Raw genomic sequence first — 20,361 nt, 5'->3', positions numbered from 1 at the left:
AAGGCCCGCCGGCATCGCGCCGGCGGGCCTGTCAGCGCAATGCGCAGCGTTAGGCTCAGCGGCGGCCGAGCAGGCTCCACCCGCCGGCGACGGCCAGGGCGGCCAGCGTCGACTTGACCACGTCACCCAGCAGGAACGGGATGGCGCCGGCATTCATCGCACCGCCGAAGTCCAGCGGCGTCGCGGCCCAGAGCCAGGCCACGCCCGGCACGAACAGCAGCGTGGCGGGAATGAACGCGGCGATGAACAGTCGGCCAAAGCCGCGCGCCATGCCCCGCTCGGCCAGGAAACCGGTCAGCCAGGCCATCGCGACGAAGCCGTAGAGGAAGCCGGCGGTCGGCCCGATCAGCGCCGGCGCGGAATGGCCGCCCGCAAAGACCGGCAGGCCCGCGGCGCCCTGCGCGAGATAGGCCAGCAGCGTGACGGCGGCCAGCCGCGCGCCGAAGGTCAGGCCGATCATCGAGATCGCCAGCGTCTGCAGAGACATCGGCACCGGGAACATCGGCACCGAAACCTGCGCCGAGATGGCGATCAGCGCCGAGCCGGCCACCACCATGAAGGCCTTGACCGGCAGGCTCTGAAGGCCGGCGGCACGGGAAAGGGGAATGTCGTTGCTCATCGGGCAGGCTCCTGTCGCGAGTGATCTTGTGTCGATCCTCGTTGTCGGGCCGCAGAGGCGCGGCGTCAAGCGTCCCGACCTTGCCAACGGCGCGCGAAACCGCCATCAGGCGGGCCATGAGTGACACCGAAGATCGCCCCGTCGCCCTCGTCACCGGCGCCAGCCGCGGACTTGGCGCGGCCCTCGCCCTGGCTTTGGCGCCCGCCTATCACATCATCGCCGTCGCGCGCACGACCGGCGGGCTGGAAGAGCTCGACGACCGCATCCAGGCCAAGGGCGGCGCGGCGACGCTCGCCCCGATGGACGTGACCGACGCCGACGCGATGGCGCATCTCTGCCGGGGCATCTACGACCGGTGGGGCCACGCGGACCTGTGGCTGCACACCGCCGTCCACGCGCCGCCGCTGACGCCGACGCCGCACCTGGCCGAGAAGGACTGGAAAACCAGCCTCGACGTCAACGCCACGGCGACCGCCACGCTGATCCGCATGGTCGAGCCGCTGCTGAACGCCGCGCCCGCCGGCCGGGCGGTGTTCTTCGACGATCCGCGCGTCGGGCAGAAGTTCTTTTCCGCCTACGCCGCCAGCAAGGCCGCACAGATGGCGCTCGTGCGGTCCTGGGCCGCCGAGAGCGAGCGGATCGGACCCAAGGTCGACATCCTGACGCCCGAGCCGATGCCGACGGCCGTCCGCGCCCGCTTCTTCCCCGGAGAGGACCGCGACGCGCTGACCCATCCCGACACCGAGGCCGCGCGCCTCCTGCAACAGCTGGATCTGTGAAATGGCCTCGCTTGCTGCCACCGACGCGCTGACCTATTCAGGGCAAACCCCCGGCGAGAAGCAGAGCAGCATGCGTATCCTGATCACGAACGACGACGGCATCTCGGCCCGCGGCCTCAAGGTTCTCGAAGCGATCGCGCACGAGATCGCAGGCCCGAACGGCGAGGTCTGGACCGTCGCCCCCGCCTTCGAGCAATCGGGCGTCGGCCACTGCATCAGCTATACCCACCCGATGATGGTGGCCGAGCTGGACTCGCGGCGCGTGGCGGTCGAGGGCAGCCCCGCCGATTGCGTGCTTGCGGCGGTGCACGATGTCATGCCGGCGCCGCCGGACCTGGTGCTGTCGGGCGTCAACCGCGGCAACAACGCGGCCGAGAACGTGCTGTATTCCGGCACGATCGGCGGCGCGATGGAGGCCGCGCTGCAGGGCCTGCCGGCCATCGCGCTCAGCCAGTACTTCGGACCCGACAACGCCAAACTCGACAACCCGTTCGAAGCCGCCGCCACCCACGGCGCCGGCATCGTGCGCGCCCTGCTCGACCGCGGGCTGTGGGACAGCGCGGATTACCGCCTGTTCTACAACGTCAATTTCCCGCCCTGCCCGGCGGCGCAGGTCAAGGGTCACGCCGTCACCGCACAGGGCTGGAGGACGGAGACCAGCCACGGCGTGATGCCCCATGTCTCGCCCTCGGGGCGCAAGTTCCTGTATGTCGCGGGCGGCCGGCAGGACGTGGCAACCGCTCCGGGCACCGATGTGGCCGCCAACCTTGAGGACCGGATCTCGATCACGCCGATGCGGGCCGATCTGACCGCCCACGACCTGATAGAAGAGCTGGGAACGCGCCTGGAATGACCGACGACGCGGAACGCAAGATGCAGTTCCTGTTCGCGCTCCGATCGAAGGGCGTGACCGACAAGCGCGTGCTCGAGGCGATGGAAAAGGTCGACCGGGGCGCGTTCGTGCGCGGCATCTTCGCGACCCGCGCCTATGACGACATGCCCCTGCCGATCGCCTGCGGACAGACCATCAGCCAGCCCTCGGTGGTCGGCCTGATGACACAGGCGCTGAACGTGCAGCCGCGCGACAAGGTGCTCGAGATCGGCACGGGCTCGGGATACCAGGCGGCGATCCTCAGCCACCTCGCCCGCCGGGTCTATACCGTCGACCGGCACCGGCGGCTGGTGCAGGAGGCACGGCAGGTGTTCGAGGACCTCGGCCTTGCGAACGTCACCGCCTTCGCGGCGGACGGCAGCCGCGGTCTGGCCGAGCAGGCGCCGTTCGACCGGATCCTGGTGACGGCGGCCGCCGAGGATCCGCCGGGGCCCCTCTTGGCCGAACTGCGCGAGGGGGGTATCATGGTGCTGCCGGTGGGACAGTCGGATGCCGTGCAGAGCCTGATCAAGGTCACGCGCACGGCCGAGGGCTTCCGCTATGACGAGTTGCGCCCGGTGCGCTTCGTGCCTCTGCTCGAGGGGCTGGGCCAGGACTGACGCAAACCAGATTGCCGCGCGCCCCCGACAAGAGGGGCCGTCCGGCGAGGATACGAGGACGGGCAGAATGGCACACGGGACTCTCGGGATGCGGGGCGTGGTTCTGGGCGCGACCGCGCTGACGATGCTGGCGGCATGCGACCGCAGCGGCGGCATGGACTTCGATTTTCGCGACAACTTCACCGGCGCTTTCGACACCAGCCAGGCGGTCTCGGGCACCGTCTCGAACCGGCCCGAACCGGACAGCCGCGGCGTGATCTCTTACCCCAACTACCAGGTGGCCGTGGCGCGGCGGGGCGACACGGTGGCCGACGTCGCCGGCCGCGTGGGCCTGCCCGCGCAGGAAATCGCCGATTACAACGGCATCCCGCTGGACGTCTCCCTGCGACAGGGAGAGGTGATCGCCCTGCCCCGCCGTGTCGACGACACCTCGGGAACGGCGGCCGGCCAGTCGCAATCCTCGGCGCAGGCCGGCGCGCTCCGCAGCGAGAGCGTGGATGTCCAGACGCTCGCCGGGGACGCCATCAACCGGGCCGACACGCCTTCATCGCAGTCGCAGACTCAAACCGCCAGCCGCACGCAATCGCAGCCCACTGCCCCCGCGCCCACACAATCCGGCGAAGAGCCGGTCCGCCACAAGGTCGCACCCGGCGAGACGGCGTTCTCGATCGCGCGGCGCTACGACGTCCCGGTCTCGGCGCTTGGGGAATGGAACGGGCTCGGCTCGGACCTGACCGTGCGCGAGGGGCAATACCTGCTGATCCCCGTCGCCCAGGGCGCCCCCGCGCCCGAACCGCAGGACGAAGACGTGACGCGCCCCGGCGAGGGCACCGCCACGCCGACGCCGCCGTCGGCCGACGAACCGCTGCCGCAACAGGACGAAGAGCCCGGCCCCGCCGAAGAGACGCCGGATTCGCCCGACCTCGGCACATCGGCGACCGAGGTGTCCGACACCTCGGAACTGGCGCTGCCGGTCAGCGGGCCGATCATCCGCGGCTTCTCGAAGGGCGAGAACGACGGCATCGACATCCAGGCCGCCGCCGGCACCCCGGTGCGGGCCGCCGAGGACGGCACGGTGGCCACGATCACCCGCGACACCGGCCAGGTCCCGATCCTGGTGCTGCGCCACCCCGATGGCCTGCTGACCGTCTATGCCGGCGTGAATGCGCTGAACGTGGAAAAGGGCGACAGCGTCCAGCGCGGCCAGACGATCGCCGAGGTCAGCGAGGGCGATCCCTCGTTCGTGCACTTCGAGGTGCTGGAAGGCTTCGAGAGCGTCGATCCCGGTCCCTATCTGGAGTGAGGCCAAGCCTTCGCCGCCGCGTCCCTTCGGAGGCGGCGGACGGGCATCCGATCATGCGAGGCCGAGCGGCCGCCCGCGCTAAAGCCGCACGCCCTTTCGCCCGGCGAGGTCCACGAAGTACTGCCACGCAACCCGGCCCGAGCGGCTGCCGCGCGTGGCCTGCCATTCGATCGCCTCGGCACGCAGCGTCTGCTCGTCGATCTCGACGCCGTAGGCCGCGCAATAGCCGCGGATCATGTCGAGATACTCGTCCTGACTGCACGGATGGAACCCCAGCCACAGCCCGAACCGGTCCGACAGCGACACTTTCTCTTCCGTCGCCTCCGACGGGGAGATCGCACTCGACCGCTCGTTCTCGATCATGTCGCGCGGCATCAGGTGGCGGCGGTTCGACGTGGCGTACAGCACGACGTTCTCGGGGCGCCCCTCGACCCCGCCGTCGAGCACCGCCTTGAGCGACTTGTAATGCTCGTCGTCATGCCCGAACGACAGGTCGTCGCAGAACAGGACGAACCGATGCGGCGCGGGCCGCAACAGCGACAGAAGGCGTCCGACGGACGGCAGGTCCTCGCGCTGCAGCTCCACGATCTTCACGTCCAGCCCTTCGGCCAGAACGGCGGCATGGGCCGACTTCACGAGGCTGGACTTACCCATGCCCCGCGCGCCCCAGAGCAGCGCGTTGTTGGCCGGCAGGCCGCGGGCGAACTGGCGCGTGTTCTCCAGAAGGATGTCCCGCGCCCGTTCGATGCCGACGAGCAGGTCGATCTCGACCCGGTTCACGCTCCCGACCGGTGACAGCCGGTCGGGGCGGGTGTGCCAGACGAAGGCGTCGGCCGAGGCGAAGTCAGGGGCCTCGGCCGGCGCCGGAGCCATCCGCTCCAGCGCCGCGGCGATGCGCTCCATCGGATCACTCATCGCGTCCTTCACCGCTGATCGTCCTCGGGCTCGTCATCGTCGAGGTCGTCCCACAAGTCCTCGTCCTCGCCCAGGATGCCTTCTTCCCTGAGCTGTTCGACCCGCTTGCGCTCGACCCGCTTCACCAGCTGGATCGAAATCTCGTAGAGGCCGTAGACCACGACGAACAGGATCACCTGCGTGATGACGTCAGGCGGCGTCACCAGCGCGGCCAGCACGAGGATGCCGACGACGGCGTATTTCCGCATGTCCGCCAGCCCGCGCGACGACACCAGCCCCGCCTTGCCCATCAGCGTCAGCAGCACCGGCAGCTGGAAGCACAGCCCGAAGGCGACGATGAACTTGATGGTGAGGTTCAGGTATTCCTGCGCCGAGCCCTGGAAGACGACCGACAGGCCCTCGCCCACCCCGGCGCCGGGCACCGCCTCGCCCTCGGCCCCGAATTGCTGGAACCCGAGGAAGAAGTCGTAGGCCAGCGGCGTGACGACGTAGAACGCGAACGCCGCGCCCAGAAAGAACATGAACGGCGAAGCGACCAGGAACGGCAGGAACGCGCCCTTCTCCGAGCGGTAGAGCCCCGGCGCCACGAACCGCCACATCTGCAGCGCGATGTAGGGGAACGAGATCATCAGACCGCCCAGCAGCGATACCTTCACCGCCACGAAGAAGCCTTCCTGCGGCGATATGAAGATCAGGTCGCAGTTCTGCCCCCGGTCAGCGAGCACGGCGCAGAGCGGGTTAGTCAGGAAGTTGAAGATCGGCGTCGCCACGGTAAAGCAGATCACCATGCCGACGATGAACCCGGCGACGGCATGAATCAGGCGCGTCCGGAGTTCGGCCAGATGCTCGATCAGCGGCGCCTGGCTGTCGTCGATCTCGTCGCGTTGGCTCATGTGTTGTCCCGCTTGTCCTCTGCCGGCAGGTCCGCCGCATCGGCGGCGTCGGCGGCATCTTCCGCGGCGGCCTCGATCTCGGGCTCTTCTGCGGTGGTCTCACGCACGCGGGCGGCCTGCGCCGCGCGCTCTTCGCGCAGACGGTCGGTCTCCGAGCCCGTCTTGCGGCCATCCTTGCCCGGCTCCCACTTGTCGAAGCGGTCGGCGGCGTCCTTCAGGCGATCCAGCCCCAGTTGCCGGGAGGACGTCATCTTGCGGAGGTCCTTGGCGGTGTCGCGCATGCCGGAATCGTCCGCCGCCTCGTCCATGGCACGCTGGAACTCGCGCGCCATGCCCTTCATCTTGGCGGTGAAGCGGCCAAGCGTGCGGAACATGGCGGGCAGATCCTTCGGGCCCACCACGATCAGCGCGACGATGCCGATAACCAGAAGCTCGGTCCAGCCGATGTCGAGCATGTCAGGGTGCCTTTCGCGCGGCGTCGAGGCCGCTTAGACCTTGTCTTTCTCTTCCTCGGTCGAGCTGGCAGTGGACCGCTCGACGCTCTCGCTGCCGTCCTCGAGCTCCTTGCTACCTTCGCTGACGCCCTTCTTGAAGGCGGTGATGCCCTTGCCGACTTCGCCCATCAGCGACGAGATCTTGCCGCGCCCGAAAAGCACGAGCACGACGACGGCGATGAGCAGAAGACCCGGCAGGCCGATATTGTTGAGCATGGGATAACTCCGTTCTCGCGGCGCGGGCCGGCCCGCGCACCCTGTTGCGATCCCTGTTTCTATGTGTCTCGGGGCAGTCTGAAAAGCCGGAAAGCCAAGGAAAGTCGCGTCACTGTCGGTTTGTTTGTCACGAACCTGTCAGTTGCAAGCATATTGTCAGGAGTGGGTCCCCTACGCCACCCTCGAAAGAGCCGAATCAGAGAGCCTCATGTCCCGTCCCGACCGTCTTTACGACCTGATCGCGCTGATGCGCGACGGGCGCCTGCACCGGGCGCACGACCTCGCCCGACGCTTGAACGTGTCGGCGCGGACGGTTTATCGCGACATGGAGACGCTGATGGCCTCGGGCGTGCCGGTCCGGGGCGACCGGGGGCATGGTTACCGGATGACGGCGCCGGTCACGCTCCCGCCGCTGAATCTCACGCTGCCCGAACTCGAGGCGCTGCACATGGGCCTCGCCGCGGTCGGCGCCGGCGGCGACGACGAGTTGCGCGAGGCCGCGCGCGCGCTTTCGGCCAAGATCGACGCGGTTCTGCCCGAGGACAGGGGCACCGCGCCCCGCGCGTGGGGCTTCGCGGTCTATCCCTTTGCCGACGCGGCACACGGATTTCGTCACATGCCGGCGATCCGCGCGGCGATCCGGGCGCGTCAGAAGCTGTCGATCCTGCTGCTGGGCGAGGAGGACACCGGCTCGGCGCGGGTTATCCGACCGCTGAAACTGGATTACTGGGGGCGCGTCTGGACTGTGACGGCCTGGTGCGAGGCCAGCCAGGGGTTCACCGAACTCAGGATCGACCAGATCGAGACGCTCAAGGTGCTGCCGCAGCTTTTCGTCGATGAGGACGGCAAGACGCTGGCCGATTTCAGGACGCGCGCCGAACAGGACTGAGCATCCCGCCCGGCGCGCGATATCGGATCAGCTCTTCTTCGATCCGCCGGATTGCTGCGGCGTCGACTTCTTGATTTCCTCGACGGCCTCGTCGACCTGCCCCCGTACTGTCGAGAACGCCTCTTCGTTGGCCTTGCGGGCCTCTTCGGCCAGCTTGCGCATCAGCGTCAGCGCCTCTTCCACGGCGTCGTTCATCGCCTCGGTCTTTGCCTTGAGCGTGTCGGGGCCGGCGGTGTCCTCCATCCACTCGTATTGCTGGCGGGCGGCCATCGTCAGCTTGCCGAAGATCTCCATCTGCTTGTCGAGCAGGTCCTTGTAGGCCTCGGCGGCCGCGCGGTTCGCGTCGGCCATCGCCTCGAAGTTGCGCTGGTTGGCCTTGATCACCGACTCCATGTCGAACATGTCGCCCCGGCTCTGGGGTTGGAACATGGCCATCATCGCCTGGGGCGTGAACATCTTGGTCATCAGCTCGGGGTCGAAAGCCTTGAAGTACTCGCTGAAGTCGTAGGGGTTCTTGGTGGCCATTCAGGCTCCTCCTCGTCTGTCGGGCGTGCGGTGGCATCCCTGCGAGATAGCGTAACCAACCTGACCGACGGATCAAGGAAAGCCGTTGGCGCACTGCCACAAGAAGAGGCAGTTCCCGCCGGGCGTGCTGCGCCGCGAGCGGGCCAAGATGCCGGGGCATGGGACGATTGCTCCGAGTAGCGAAGGATCACTGCCCCGGACCCGTGGCCCTGAAAAAGGGATGTATGCGGTGTTCAACAGCGGTCCGTGCGGCCACCTGTCAGGCGGCCGCACGGGGGGGGCAAATCAGCTGCGCTTGCGCGGCGGCATGAGGTCGGTGATCGTCCCCTCGTACATCTCTGCGGCGAAGTTCACCGTCTCGGACAGCGTCGGGTGCGGGTGGATCGTGTGGCTCAGGTCCACGGCATCCGACCCCATCTCGATCGCCAGCGCCACCTCGGCGATCAGATCGCCCGCCGCGGGGCCGACCATGCCGACGCCGATGACCCGATCGTCGTCGGGATCGAACAGCAGCTTGGTCACGCCCTCGGACCGGCCGAGCGACAGCGACCGGCCGGACGCGGCCCAGGGGAACACGCCTTTCTGGTACTTGACGCCCTGCTTCTTCGCCTCGGTCTCGGTCAGGCCGGCCCAGGCGACCTCGGGGTCGGTATAGGCGACCGACGGGATCACCTTGGCGTCGAAGGCCCGCTTGTGGCCCGACGCGACCTCGGCCGCGACCTTGCCCTCGTGCACCGCCTTGTGCGCCAGCATCGGCTGGCCGACGAGATCGCCGATGGCGAAGATATGGCTCTGGCCGGTGCGCTGCTGATGGTCGACATGGATGAAGCCGCGCTCGTCCACCGCGACGCCCGCCTTCTCGGCATCCAGCTTGGCGCCGTTGGGCACGCGGCCGACACTGACGAGGATACGGTCGAACGTGTCGGTGAACGTCTCGCCCTTGTCGTCCTCGAAGGTGACCTTCAGGCCCTTCTTCTGCGGCTCGACATTGGTGACCTTCGTCTTGAGATAGATGTTGTCGTAACGCTTGCCGATCCGGGTGGCGAGCGGCTTGACGATGTCCTTGTCGGCGCCGGGCATCAGCTGCTCCTGCAGCTCGACCACCGTGATCGACGACCCGAGCGCATCATAGATGCACGCCATCTCGAGCCCGATGATGCCGCCGCCCAGGACGAGCATCTTCTTGGGGATATCCCGCAGCTCGAGCGCGCCGGTGGAATCGACCACCCGTTCGTCGTCGTGCGGGACGAAGGGCAGCTTCACCGGCTCGGACCCGGCGGCGATGATGCACTGGTCGAACGAGACCGTCCTGGTGCCGTCGCCGGTATCCACCTCGATCATGTTCGGACCGGTGAACTTGCCCATGCCCTGCACGACTTCGACCTTGCGCTGCTTGGCAAGCCCGGCAAGGCCGCCGGTCAGCTGCTTGACGACGCCGTCCTTCCAGTCGCGCAGGCCGTCGAGATCGATCTTCGGCTTGCTGAAGCTGATCCCGTGTGCGCCCATCTCCTCGGTCTCGGTCAGAACCTTGGCGGCGTGCAGCATCGCCTTGGACGGGATGCAGCCGACGTTCAGGCAGACGCCGCCCAGGGACGGATAGCGCTCGATCAGGACGACCTTCTTGCCGAGGTCTGCGGCGCGGAACGCCGCCGAATAGCCGCCCGGGCCCGAGCCCAGCACGACGACCTCGCCGTGGACGTCGCCCTGCCCGCCGGCCGTGCCGGTGGCCTCGACCTTCTTGGGCGCCTCGCTGACCTCTTCCTTGGCCTCGGCCTCGCCGCCGCTGCCCTCGGGCTCCTTGGCGGCATCGCCGCCGCCGTCTTCCGAGCCGCCGGCATCCTCGTCGGTGTCCTCGAACACCATGATGACGTCGCCTTCCGAGACGCTGTCGCCTTCCTTGACCTTGATCTCCTTGACCGTGCCGTTGGCGGGCGACGGGACTTCCATCGTCGCCTTGTCGCTTTCCAGCTCGATCAGGGGATCCTCCTTCTCGATCGTGTCGCCCACCGAGACGAGAACGGTGACGACGGGCACGTCCGAGAAGTCGCCGATGTCGGGAACCTTCACATCCATGTCGGCCACCTCACAGCATCAGCCGGCGCGCGTCGGCCAGCAGGTATTTCATGTGGGCACAGAACCGCGCGGCGAGCGCGCCGTCGATGGCCCGGTGATCGTAGCTGAGCGACATCGGCAGCATGTTGCGCGGCACGAATTGCTCGCCGTCCCAGACCGGCTTCATCGCCGACCGCGTCAGGCCGAGGATCGCCACTTCGGGCGCGTTGACGATCGGCGTGAAGGACGTCCCGCCGATCCCGCCGAGCGACGAGATGGTGAACGACGCCCCCTGCATGTCCGCCGATTTCAGCGTGCCCTCTCGCGCCTTGGCCGAGAGATCGCCCAGGTCCTTCGACAGTTCGACGATGCCCTTGCGATCGGCGTCCTTGATCACCGGGACCATCAGGCCGTTCGGCGTGTCCGCCGCAAAGCCGATGTGGTAATAGTCCTTCTTGATCAGCTTGTCGCCGTCGGGATGGATCGACGAGTTGACCTCCCAGTGCTTCTTCAGCGCGGCGACGCTGGCCTTGATGATGAAGGACAGCAGCGTGACACGGTAGCCCTCTTCCTTGGCCTGGGTGTCGAGCTCCTTGCGGTACTTGTCGAGCTCGGTGATGTCGGCGTCTTCGTTGTGGGTGACATGCGGGATGTTCAGCCACGAGCGGTGCAGCGCCGGACCCGAGATCTTCTTGATCCGGGACATCTCGACATTTTCGACCGGGCCGAACTTGGAAAAGTCGACCTGTGGGATCGGCGGGATACCCATGCCGCCCTGCGCGGTGCCGGTGGCTGCCGCGGCGCCGCCCTGCTGGCTCTTGAAGTACTTCGTCACGTCCTCGCGCAAGATGCGGCCCTTGCGGCCCGAGCCGTTCACCTTGGTCAGGTCGACGTCCAGCCGGCGGGCAAAGGCCCGCACCGAGGGCGAGGCGTGCACCTTCGAGAAGCCGCTGTCGGTGACCACCGGCGCGTCGCTCTGCGAGGCGGCGGGCTGCGGTTCCTCCTGCTTCGGCGCTTCCTGCTTGGGCGCCTCTTCCTTCTTCGGCGCGTCCTCGGCCTTGGCAGCGTCGTCCGAGCCACCGGACTCACCGCCGTCTGAGCCGCCCTCTTCCTCTTCGAGCAGCAGGATGACCGATCCCTCCGAGACGGAATCCCCCTCGGAGATCTTGATCTCGGTCACCTTGCCGGCGGCGGAGGACGGCACCTCCATCGTCGCCTTGTCGGATTCCAGTTCGACCAGCGGGTCTTCTTTCGCCACCGTGTCGCCGACGCTGACAAGCACCGTCACCACCGGAACGTCGGTGAAGTCGCCGATATCGGGAACCTTTACTTCGGTTGCCATTCTCTCTGTCCCTTTCGTTCCGACCGCAGGCTCACGACAGCCGCGGGTTGGGCTTGTCGCCGTCGATTTCGTACTTCTTCATCGCCTTCTCGACATCTGTCTTGGTGACGTTGCCCAGCTTGTAGAGCTCGACCATGGCGGCCGCGGCGATGTGGTTTGCGTCGACTTCGAAGAAGCGGCGCAGATTCTGCCGGCTGTCCGAGCGGCCGAAGCCGTCGGTCCCGAGCACCGTCATCGGATGGTCGATGTAGGCGCGGGTCTGCTCGACGAAGGTCTTCACATAGTCGGTCGCGGCCACGATCGGGCCCTTCGCGCTTTCGAGCGTCTTGGTGACGTACGGCACCTTCGGCTCCTCCAGCGGGTGCAGCCGGTTCCAGCGGGCGCAGTCATGCCCGTCGCGCGCCAGCTCGGTGAACGAGGTCGCCGACCACAGGTCCGAGGTGACGCCGAAGTCCTCCTTGAGCATCTCGGCGGCCTTGACCGCCTGCATCAGGATGGTGCCCGAGCCCATCAGGTTGACGTGCTTCTTGCCGGGGCGGTTCGTCTTCTGGAAGCGGTAGAGGCCCTTGATGATGCCTTCCTCGGCACCGGTCGGCATCTCTGGATGGCCGTAGTTCTCGTTCATCAGGGTCATGTAGAAATACACGTCCTCCTGATCCTGGAACATCCGCTTGAGACCGTGCTGCACGATCACCGCGACCTCGTACTGGAAGGTCGGGTCATAGCTGACGCAGTTCGGCACGGTGGAGGCCAGGACGTGACTGTGCCCGTCCTCGTGCTGCAGACCCTCGCCGTTCAGCGTGGTCCGGCCCGCGGTGCCGCCCAACAGGAAGCCGCGTGCGCGGCTGTCGCCCGCGGCCCAGCACAGGTCGCCGACCCGCTGGAAGCCGAACATCGAGTAGAAGATGTAGAACGGGATCATCGGCACGCCGTGGTTGGAATACGACGTCGCCGCCGCGATCCAGTCCGACATGGCGCCGGCCTCGTTGATGCCCTCCTGGAGCACCTTCCCGTCCTTCGCCTCCTTGTAGTACATCATCTGGTCGGCGTCGGCGGGCGTGTATTGCTGCCCCAGCGGGTTGTAGATGCCGACCGAGCGGAACAGCCCCTCCATCCCGAAGGTGCGGCTTTCGTCAGGCACGATCGGCACCACGCGGTCGCCGATCTTCTTGTCGCGCAACAGCGTCGTCAGGATCCTAACGAACGCCATCGTGGTCGAGATCTCGCGGTCACCCGAGCTCTGCAGTTCCTTCTTGAAGGAATCGAGCCCCGGCACCTCGAGGCTGGGAGAATCGGTGAAGCGCTGTGGGAAGGGTCCGCCCAATTCCTTGCGCCTGTCCGCCAGATAGGCCTTCTGCGCGTTGTTGAGCGACACGAACGGCGCCTTCGGCAGTTCCTCGTCCGAGACGGGGATGTTGAACCGGTCGCGCATCGCGCGCAACTGGTCGTCCTGCATCTTCTTCTGCTGGTGGGTCGTGTTCTGGCCCTCGCCAGCCGTGCCCATGCCATAGCCCTTGACGGTCTTGACCAGCAGGCATGTCGGTTGCCCCTCGGCCTCGGTCGCACGCTGGAACGCGGTATAGACCTTCTGGGTGTCGTGGCCGCCGCGGCGCAGGTCCCAGATCTGCTCGTCCGTCCAGTCCTCGACCAGCGCGGCGGTCTCGGGATACTTGCCAAAGAAATGCTCGCGGATATAGGCGCCGTCGCGCGACTTGAAGGTCTGGTAGTCGCCGTCCAGCGTCTCGTCCATCAGCTGCCGCAGGCGGCCCGAGACGTCACGCTCGAGAAGTTCGTCCCAGCCGCGGCCCCAGAGCACCTTGATGACGCCCCAGCCGGCGCCGCGGAACGCGCCCTCGAGCTCCTGCACGATCTTCGAGTTGCCACGCACCGGCCCGTCGAGACGCTGCAGGTTGCAGTTGACCACGAAGATCAGGTTGTCGAGCCCCTCGCGCGCGGCGAGGGAGATGGCGCCCAGCGATTCCGGCTCGTCCATCTCGCCGTCGCCGAGGAAGCACCAGACCTTGCGGTCGGACTTCTCGATCAGGCCACGGTTCTCCATGTATTTCATGAAGCGCGCTTGGTAGACCGACATGATCGGGCCGAGGCCCATGCTGACGGTCGGGAACTGCCAGTAATCCGGCATCAGCCACGGGTGGGGATAGGACGACAGGCCGCCGCCACCGACCTCCGAGCGGAAATTCTCCAGCTGCTCCTTGCTGATCCGCCCTTCCATGAAGGAGCGGGCGTAGATGCCCGGCACGACGTGCCCCTGGAAGAACACCAGGTCGCCGCCATGGGTGGCCGAGCGGGCCCGCCAGAAATGGTTCAGGCCCACGTCGTACATCGCCGCCGAAGAGGCGAACGACGCGATGTGACCGCCGTATTCGCTGCTTTCCTTGTTGCGGCGCACGACAGTGGCCATGGCGTTCCAGCGGTTGATCGCCCGGATCCGCCCTTCCATCTCGACGTCGCCGGGGATCTCCAGCAGGTCGTCGGCGGGAATGGTGTTCTGGTAGGGCGTCGTCGCCGAGAACGGCAGCGTGGCGCCGGCGGCGCGGGCCTGCTGGACAGCCTTGTCCAGCAGGTAGTGCGCGCGGTCGGCGCCGTCCCGGGCGATCACATCCTCGATCGCCTCCTGCCATTCCTGCGATTCGATCGGATCGATATCGGGCGTGCCGTCTTTCATGGGTTCTGCTCTCCTTAGGCGAAGAATTGCGCGCCGTTGGCCGAGATCGTCGAGCCGTTGATGAAGCCCGCGTCGTCCGAGGCGAGGAAGCTCACGCAGCGCGCGATCTCTTCGGGCTCGCCAAGGCGGCCGGTGGGAATCTGGCCGATGATCGCCTCGCGCACCTTTTCGGGAACGGCCATCACCATCTCTGTCGCGATGTAGCCGGGGCAGATCGCGTTCGCGGTGATCCCCTTCGAGGCGCCTTCCTGCGCGAGCGAGCGGACGATCCCCAGGTCGCCGGCCTTCGAGGCGGCATAGTTGACCTGGCCGAACTGACCCTTCTGGCCGTTGATGGAACTGATGATGATGACGCGGCCGAACTTGCGCTCGCGCATGCCGGGCCAGCAGACATGGGTCATGTTGAAGACACCGGTGAGGTTGGTGTCGATGACCTCGCGCCACTGGTCGGGCGTCATCTTGTGGAAGGGGGCGTCACGGGTGATGCCGGCGTTGTTCACCAGCACGTCGACCGGGCCGAGATCGCTCTCGACCTTCTCCAGACCCGCCTTGCAGGCGTCGTAATCGGCAACCGACCACTTGTATGTGGCGATGCCGGTGTCGTCGCTGAAGGCCTTCGCGGCCTCGTCGTTGCCACCGTAGGTCGCGGCCACCTCATACCCGTCGGCCTTGAGCGCCTTGGCGATGGCCGCGCCGATGCCGCGCGTCCCGCCGGTGACAAGTGCAACACGTCCCATTCTGTCTCCTCCCGTTAACTTCCGTACCTGCCGCGATAAAATCCCGGCCAGATTTCGCCCTCCTTAGACGATCCCGCGCCACGACGGCACCGTTTCAGCTGCAAGTCAGCTATGCACTTGTTAACGCTAGCGCGTGACCAGACGGACGCAACACCGTCGCTTGCTCCTCCTTGCGATACGCGTCCACGGGGCCGAGTTAGGCACGGAACCCCCGCCAGAGACAATAGCGCGAAGACAGGTCGCGGTTCCCTGCCCGCCTGCCCTTTCCCCTCTGCGGCCCTCGGCCTATAAGCGCGGCGACCAAGAGGAGACCGCGATGCGCCGCGCGACGATCACCCGCAAGACCGCCGAGACCGACATCACCGTCGAGGTCGCGCTGGACGGGACCGGACAGTACGACAACGCCACCGGGGTCGGTTTCTTCGATCACATGCTGGACCAGCTCGCCCGGCATTCGATGATCGACATGACCGTGCGCGCCGACGGCGATCTGCATGTCGACGACCACCACACGGTCGAGGATACCGGCATCGCGCTCGGCCAGGCGCTGCGCGAGGCCCTGGGCGACAAGGCCGGCATCCGGCGCTACGGCGATTGCCACCTGGCGATGGACGACGCGCTCGTGCGCGCCGCGCTCGACCTGTCGGGCCGTCCCTACCTGGTGTGGGAGCTCGACCTGCCCGCCGCCCGCATCGGCACGTTCGACACCGAGCTCGTGCGCGAATTCTTCCAGGCGCTGTCGCAGCATGGCGGGATAACCCTGAACATCGCGCGGCTGTCTGGCTTCAACAGTCACCACATCACCGAGGCCGCGTTCAAGGCCGTCGCCCGCGCCCTGCGCGACGCCGTCGAACCCGACCCGCGTGCCGGCGGGGCCCTGCCCTCGACCAAGGGTGCCCTGTGACCACGGCGGAGACGACACCATGCTGACGGTGCTGATCGACTACGACAGCGGCAACCTTCACTCGGCCGAAAAGGCGTTTCAGCGCATGGCGCGCGAGACGGACGCGGGCGAGGTCCTGGTGTCCTCCCGGCCCGAGGACGTGGCCCGCGCCGATCGCCTCGTGCTGCCCGGCGACGGCGCCTTCCCCGCCTGCCGCGCCGCCCTGATGCGCGACCGCGAGGCCGTCTACGAGGCGCTCGTGGACGCGGTCGAGACCAGGGGACGGCCCTTCCTGGGCATCTGCGTCGGCATGCAGCTGATGGCGCGGCAGGGCCACGAATACGCCACCGTCCCCGGCCTCGGCTGGATCGACGGGGAGGTGGTCGGGATCACGCCGGGCGACTCGCGGCTCAAAGTGCCGCACATGGGCTGGAACGACTTGGTGGTCGACCGCCCCCATCCCGTGCTCGCCGGAATCGAGACGGGCGATCACGCCTATTTCGTCCACTCCTACCACATGGTGATGGGCGCCGAGGACCAGTTGCTGGCCCATTGCGACTATGGCGAACGGGTCACCGCGGTCGTCGGCAAGGGCACGACCGTCGGCACCCAGTTCCACCCCGAGAAGAGCCAGGGCGCGGGGCTCCGGCTCATCTCCAATTTCCTGACCTGGCGGCCCTAGCCCTTCAGGAAGTCCACGAGGTCACGCGTCAGCCGGTCGCCATGCGTGGCGGTCAGCCCGTGCGGCGCGCCCTCGTATTCCTTCAGCGTCGCGCCCTCGATCATCTTTGCGGCCTGCCGACCGGCCACGTCGATCGGCACCGTCTGGTCGGCGTCGCCATGCACCACCAGCGTCGGCACCGTGAACGCGCCCATGTCCTCGCGCAGGTCCGTCCGGCCGAACGCGTCGACGCAGTCGAGCGTCGCCTTCGGGCTCGCCATCATCGCCATGCCCCAGGTCCAGTGACGCACCGCGTCCGACACGCCGCCACCCTCGGTGCCCTCGCCGTAGAAATCCTTGAGGAACTCCTGGAAGAAGCCGGGCCGGTCCTGCCGGATGCCCTGCTTGATCCCGTCGAGCACGTCCGCCGGCACGCCGTCGGGATTGTCGTCGGTCTTGAGCATGTAGGGCGCGATCGACCCGATCAGCGCCGCCTGCTTCACCCCCGCGCCGTTGTGGCGCGCCATGTAGCGGGCGACCTCGCCCCCGCCCATCGAGAAACCGACAAGCAGCGCGTCACGCAGGTAGAGATCCTGGATCACCATCGCCAGGTCGTCGGCCATGGTGTCGTAGTCGTAGCCGGTCCACGGCTGGGCCGAGCGGCCGAATCCGCGCCGGTCGTAGCTGACCACGCGATAGCCCGCCTCGGCCAGCCCGAGCGCCTGGTGCTCCCAGCTGTCGGCGTTCAGCGGCCAGCCGTGGATCAGCACGACCGGCCGCCCCTCGCCCCAGTCCTTCACGTAGAGCTCCGTCCCGTCCTTGGTGGTCAGCGTCGGCATCCCCGTCTCCTTGAATTGTCACGCATGTCGCGTCGGAAACGAGGCGCCGGGGCAAGTGTTCCGCGCCGGCCGGGCGTTGCGCGGCCTACTCGACGCGCTCCCAGGTGCCGCCGTCGCGGCAGATCCCCAGCACGCAACCCTCGACCGACAGCCGGTCGCCCGACAGCGTCAGGCGCGAGCTGTAGGTCTTGCCGCGATCCGGCGAATAGACCTTGCCGCGATAGGTCCCGTCGCCCTGGGGCCGGGTCTCCGAGATAATGTTGCGGCCCACATTCGGGCTTTCGATCGGCTGTCCCTCGGGGCCGTAGGCACGAATCAGCGTCCCGCACAGCCCGCCGCCGCACGGGGCGACCTCGATCATGCCGAAATTGCCGTTGTCGTCCCGCGCCGTCACCCAGCGCCCTTCCAGCGGGTCGGCGGCGGCGGCCCCGGCCAGCATCAGCGTCGCGGCGGCAACCGCCGCGGCAAGTCTCGTCCTCATGTCGCTCCTCCCTTGGACATCTCCCGCCAGCATCGGCGCCGCCCCGCCGCGAAGGCAATCCTGACGTCGGGTCGCAGGGTTGTGGTCGCCGTCCTGCCGGGGCAAGAACGCCGCGCGCAGAACCGAGCAGACACGAAGGACCGCCGCGATGATCCTCTACCCCGCGATCGACCTCAAGGACGGCCAGTGCGTCCGCCTCCTGCAGGGAGAGATGGAGCGCGCGACGGTGTTCAACGACGACCCCGCCGCCCAGGCCCGCGCCTTCGTCGACGCCGGCTGCCGGTGGCTGCACCTCGTCGACCTGAACGGCGCCTTCGCCGGCCGCCCGGTGAACGCCTCCGCCGTCGAGTCGATCCTGGCCGAGATCGACGTCCCCGCCCAGCTCGGCGGCGGCATCCGCGACATGAAGACGATCGAGACCTGGCTGGAAAAGGGTCTGGCACGGGTGATCCTCGGCACCGTCGCGGTCGAGGATCCCGATCTCGTGCGCGAGGCCGCCCGCGCCTTCCCCGGTCGCATCGCGGTGGGCATCGACGCCCGCGGCGGACGGGTCGCCACCCGCGGCTGGGCCGAAGAGACGCATCTGACCGTCTCCGACCTTGCCACCAAGTTCGAGGACGCCGGCGTCGCCGCCATCGTCTATACCGACATCGAGCGCGACGGCGTCATGGGCGGACCCAACGTCACCGCGACGGCCACGCTGGCCCGGTCGGTGGACGTGCCGGTGATCGCCTCGGGCGGGGTGTCGTCGATGGACGACCTCGTGCGCCTGCGCGACACCGGCGTCATCGCCGGGGCGATCTCGGGCCGCGCGCTCTACGACGGCAAGCTGAACCTGCAAGAGGCGGTCGCGGCCCTGGGCTGAGTGGTCACGACCCGCCCGCGGCCGCGTCGGCAAAGCCCTGCAGGGCGCTCTCCATCTTGCCGAGATACGCCGCGTCGTCGTCGATCTCCAGATCGTCGAACGTCTCCTCGGGTTCTTCCCAGGTGATCCAGGTCCCGCCGTCGGCATCGGCATGGACCAGCAGCTTCAGCGGCAGGAACAGACCCGCGCGGATGTCGTCCTGCATCGCCGGCGTGCCGATCTGCGGATTGCCGAAGATCAGAAGCTGCGCGTCCGCCAGCTCCAGCCCCGCCTCCGCCGCGCCGCCGCCGTGGTCGACGCGGGCAAACACCGTCGCGCCGGCCTCCGACACGGCGGCCTCCAGCCGGTCCGCCACTTCCGCGACCGACCCTTCGGCGGACACCCTGTCGATATCGGCGGCGGCAGGCGCGGCAAGCGCCGCCCCTAGGGCGGCGGTGGCGGCGGCGATGGCGAGACGGTGCATGGCGAATCCTCCTCTGACAGCACGAGACCGATCCTGCCACGACTCGGGCGCCCCGCCCACTGGCCAGCGCCGCCGGTTCGGTCTAGACCACGCAGAGACCAGGAGCCGCCGATGCTGAAGACCCGCCTGATCCCCTGCCTCGACGTCGCCGACGGCCGCGTCGTCAAGGGCGTGAACTTCGTCGACCTGCGCGACGCGGGCGACCCGGTCGAGGCCGCGATCGCCTACGACGCCGCCGGCGCCGACGAGCTGTGCTTCCTCGACATCCACGCCACGCACGAGAATCGCGGCACGATGTTCGACCTCGTCACCCGCACCGCCGAACACTGCTTCATGCCGCTGACCATCGGCGGCGGCGTCCGCACGCCCGAGGACGTGCGCAGCCTGCTCCTGGCGGGCGCGGACAAGGTGTCGTTCAATTCCGCCGCCGTGGCCGACCCCGACGTGGTCGCCCGCGCCGCCGACCGCTTCGGCAGCCAGTGCATCGTCGTCGCCATCGACGCCAAGAGGGTGGCCGAGGGCCAGTGGGAGATCTTCACCCATGGCGGCCGCCGCCCCACCGGCATCGACGCGGTCGCCTTCGCCCGCACGGTCACCGAACGCGGTGCGGGGGAGATCCTGCTCACCTCGATGGACCGCGACGGCACCCGCTCGGGCTTCAACCTCGAGATGACCCGCGCCATCGCCGAGGCCGTCAGCGTCCCCGTCATCGCCTCGGGCGGGGTCGGCACCCTCGACCACCTCGTCGCCGGCGTGACCGAGGGCAAGGCGAGCGCGGTGCTGGCCGCCTCGATCTTCCATTTCGGCGAACACTCCATCGCCGAGGCCAAGGCCCACATGGCCGCGGCCGGCATCCCGATGAGGCTCACATGACCGCCCTGACCCGTCTCGCCGCCACCATCGCCGAACGCCGCGACGCCGCCGATCCCGACGGCTCCTATACCGCCGCGCTGCTGGCGAAGGGCCCCGAAAAGACCGCCGAGAAGTTCGGCGAAGAGGCCGTCGAGGCGGTGATCGAGGCGGTCCGCGGCGATCCCGCCCGCCTCACCTCCGAGGCGGCGGACGTCCTCTACCACCTCCTCGTCATGTGCGCCGCCCGCGGCGTCGCCCTCGACGACATCGAGGCCGAGCTGGCCCGGCGAGAGGGCACGTCCGGCCACGCCGAAAAGGCCGCCCGCCCCCGCTGAGCGGCGACGCGCCCCTTCTTCTGTCCGGAAATATCCCCGCC

General features: G+C 68.0%; 22 protein-coding genes and 1 pseudogene. 10 read left to right on the top strand and 13 right to left on the bottom strand.

Going from position 1 to position 20,361, the window contains the following annotated elements; genetic code table 11:
- Positions 1–55: 55 nt before the first annotated feature.
- On the bottom strand, positions 56–619 hold the full coding sequence (locus tag BMZ25_RS12065; RefSeq protein WP_092693897.1) for a biotin transporter BioY: 564 nt from the start codon (positions 617–619) through the stop codon (positions 56–58).
- Positions 620–735: 116 nt separating this feature from the next.
- On the opposite strand from BMZ25_RS12065, the gene BMZ25_RS12060 reads away from it, so the two are divergent.
- From BMZ25_RS12060 to BMZ25_RS12045, 4 genes are all read left to right on the top strand, one after another.
- Positions 736–1,398, top strand: a complete 663-nt coding sequence (locus BMZ25_RS12060; RefSeq protein ID WP_092693895.1) for an SDR family NAD(P)-dependent oxidoreductase — start codon at positions 736–738, stop codon at positions 1,396–1,398.
- Positions 1,399–1,468: 70 nt separating this feature from the next.
- Complete coding sequence (gene surE / locus BMZ25_RS12055) at positions 1,469–2,251, top strand: 5'/3'-nucleotidase SurE (RefSeq protein ID WP_092694123.1); 783 nt, start codon at positions 1,469–1,471, stop codon at positions 2,249–2,251.
- Complete coding sequence (locus BMZ25_RS12050) at positions 2,248–2,889, top strand: protein-L-isoaspartate(D-aspartate) O-methyltransferase (protein ID WP_092693893.1); 642 nt, start codon at positions 2,248–2,250, stop codon at positions 2,887–2,889. Before surE ends, BMZ25_RS12050 begins: the two co-directional genes overlap by 4 nt.
- Before the next feature lie 67 nt (positions 2,890–2,956).
- Complete coding sequence (locus tag BMZ25_RS12045; RefSeq protein WP_092693891.1) at positions 2,957–4,192, top strand: M23 family metallopeptidase; 1,236 nt, start codon at positions 2,957–2,959, stop codon at positions 4,190–4,192.
- Between the two features lie 78 nt (positions 4,193–4,270).
- On the opposite strand, the gene BMZ25_RS12040 is transcribed toward BMZ25_RS12045, so the two are convergent.
- Genes BMZ25_RS12040 through BMZ25_RS12025 form a run of 4 tightly spaced genes read right to left on the bottom strand, consistent with a single transcriptional unit; the run spans position 4,271 to position 6,710 of the window.
- Positions 4,271–5,107, bottom strand: coding sequence for an ATP-binding protein (locus BMZ25_RS12040; RefSeq protein WP_092694121.1), 837 nt, complete (start codon positions 5,105–5,107; stop codon positions 4,271–4,273).
- 8 nt (positions 5,108–5,115) lie between these two features.
- Entirely contained in the window at positions 5,116–6,000 is an 885-nt protein-coding gene (gene tatC, locus BMZ25_RS12035) for a twin-arginine translocase subunit TatC (RefSeq protein WP_092693889.1), read from the bottom strand.
- Positions 5,997–6,455, bottom strand: coding sequence for a Sec-independent protein translocase protein TatB (tatB, locus tag BMZ25_RS12030; protein ID WP_092693887.1), 459 nt, complete (start codon positions 6,453–6,455; stop codon positions 5,997–5,999). The genes tatC and tatB overlap by 4 nt, the downstream gene beginning before the upstream one ends.
- 33 nt (positions 6,456–6,488) lie before the next feature.
- Positions 6,489–6,710 (bottom strand): twin-arginine translocase TatA/TatE family subunit, encoded by a 222-nt coding sequence (locus BMZ25_RS12025; RefSeq protein WP_092693885.1) that lies wholly within the window; start codon positions 6,708–6,710, stop codon positions 6,489–6,491.
- A gap of 208 nt (positions 6,711–6,918) precedes the next feature.
- On the opposite strand from BMZ25_RS12025, the gene BMZ25_RS12020 reads away from it, so the two are divergent.
- Positions 6,919–7,599 (top strand): helix-turn-helix transcriptional regulator, encoded by a 681-nt coding sequence (locus BMZ25_RS12020; protein WP_092693884.1) that lies wholly within the window; start codon positions 6,919–6,921, stop codon positions 7,597–7,599.
- Positions 7,600–7,626: 27 nt separating this feature from the next.
- Here BMZ25_RS12020 and BMZ25_RS12015 read toward each other — a convergent pair whose 3' ends face one another.
- The 5 genes and pseudogenes from BMZ25_RS12015 to phbB all read right to left on the bottom strand — a co-directional run bounded on the left by BMZ25_RS12015 (position 7,627) and on the right by phbB (position 14,941).
- Positions 7,627–8,124 (bottom strand): phasin family protein, encoded by a 498-nt coding sequence (locus BMZ25_RS12015; RefSeq protein WP_092693883.1) that lies wholly within the window; start codon positions 8,122–8,124, stop codon positions 7,627–7,629.
- A gap of 285 nt (positions 8,125–8,409) precedes the next feature.
- Positions 8,410–10,197: a dihydrolipoyl dehydrogenase gene (gene lpdA / locus BMZ25_RS12010; RefSeq protein ID WP_177190454.1), complete on the bottom strand. Its 1,788-nt coding sequence runs from the start codon at positions 10,195–10,197 to the stop codon at positions 8,410–8,412.
- Positions 10,198–10,207: 10 nt separating this feature from the next.
- A pseudogene (gene aceF / locus BMZ25_RS12005) lies at positions 10,208–11,539 on the bottom strand (dihydrolipoyllysine-residue acetyltransferase); the annotation flags it as partial.
- 10 nt (positions 11,540–11,549) lie between these two features.
- Positions 11,550–14,204 (bottom strand): pyruvate dehydrogenase (acetyl-transferring), homodimeric type, encoded by a 2,655-nt coding sequence (gene aceE / locus BMZ25_RS12000; protein ID WP_092693880.1) that lies wholly within the window; start codon positions 14,202–14,204, stop codon positions 11,550–11,552.
- Positions 14,205–14,218: 14 nt separating this feature from the next.
- A complete protein-coding gene (gene phbB, locus BMZ25_RS11995; RefSeq protein WP_092693879.1) occupies positions 14,219–14,941 on the bottom strand; it encodes an acetoacetyl-CoA reductase in 723 nt (240 codons plus the stop codon).
- Between the two features lie 316 nt (positions 14,942–15,257).
- Here phbB and hisB point away from each other — a divergent pair, with 316 nt between their 5' ends.
- Entirely contained in the window at positions 15,258–15,845 is a 588-nt protein-coding gene (gene hisB, locus BMZ25_RS11990; protein ID WP_092693878.1) for an imidazoleglycerol-phosphate dehydratase HisB, read from the top strand.
- A 19-nt stretch (positions 15,846–15,864) separates the two neighbouring features.
- Complete coding sequence (hisH, locus tag BMZ25_RS11985; RefSeq protein WP_092693877.1) at positions 15,865–16,506, top strand: imidazole glycerol phosphate synthase subunit HisH; 642 nt, start codon at positions 15,865–15,867, stop codon at positions 16,504–16,506.
- On the opposite strand, the gene BMZ25_RS11980 is transcribed toward hisH, so the two are convergent.
- Positions 16,503–17,324: an alpha/beta fold hydrolase gene (locus tag BMZ25_RS11980; RefSeq protein WP_092693876.1), complete on the bottom strand. Its 822-nt coding sequence runs from the start codon at positions 17,322–17,324 to the stop codon at positions 16,503–16,505. The two genes, hisH and BMZ25_RS11980, sit on opposite strands and share 4 nt — an antisense overlap.
- A gap of 85 nt (positions 17,325–17,409) precedes the next feature.
- Complete coding sequence (locus BMZ25_RS11975) at positions 17,410–17,805, bottom strand: DUF2147 domain-containing protein (protein WP_235859855.1); 396 nt, start codon at positions 17,803–17,805, stop codon at positions 17,410–17,412.
- Between the two features lie 148 nt (positions 17,806–17,953).
- On the opposite strand from BMZ25_RS11975, the gene hisA reads away from it, so the two are divergent.
- Entirely contained in the window at positions 17,954–18,670 is a 717-nt protein-coding gene (gene hisA, locus BMZ25_RS11970) for a 1-(5-phosphoribosyl)-5-[(5-phosphoribosylamino)methylideneamino]imidazole-4-carboxamide isomerase (protein WP_092693874.1), read from the top strand.
- A 4-nt stretch (positions 18,671–18,674) separates the two neighbouring features.
- On the opposite strand, the gene BMZ25_RS11965 is transcribed toward hisA, so the two are convergent.
- The gene (locus BMZ25_RS11965; protein ID WP_092693873.1) at positions 18,675–19,133 is read right to left on the bottom strand and encodes a DUF302 domain-containing protein; all 459 of its coding nucleotides are present in this window, start codon (positions 19,131–19,133) and stop codon (positions 18,675–18,677) included.
- Between the two features lie 111 nt (positions 19,134–19,244).
- Here BMZ25_RS11965 and hisF point away from each other — a divergent pair, with 111 nt between their 5' ends.
- The gene (hisF, locus tag BMZ25_RS11960; protein ID WP_092693871.1) at positions 19,245–20,006 is read left to right on the top strand and encodes an imidazole glycerol phosphate synthase subunit HisF; all 762 of its coding nucleotides are present in this window, start codon (positions 19,245–19,247) and stop codon (positions 20,004–20,006) included.
- Positions 20,003–20,320 (top strand): phosphoribosyl-ATP diphosphatase, encoded by a 318-nt coding sequence (locus BMZ25_RS11955; protein ID WP_092693869.1) that lies wholly within the window; start codon positions 20,003–20,005, stop codon positions 20,318–20,320. Before hisF ends, BMZ25_RS11955 begins: the two co-directional genes overlap by 4 nt.
- Positions 20,321–20,361 lie beyond the last annotated feature (41 nt).

The sequence above is a fragment of the Tranquillimonas rosea genome (genome assembly GCF_900111315.1).
GTDB classification, from domain to species: domain Bacteria; phylum Pseudomonadota; class Alphaproteobacteria; order Rhodobacterales; family Rhodobacteraceae; genus Tranquillimonas; species Tranquillimonas rosea.
This window is presented reverse-complemented; position numbering and strand designations above follow the sequence as displayed.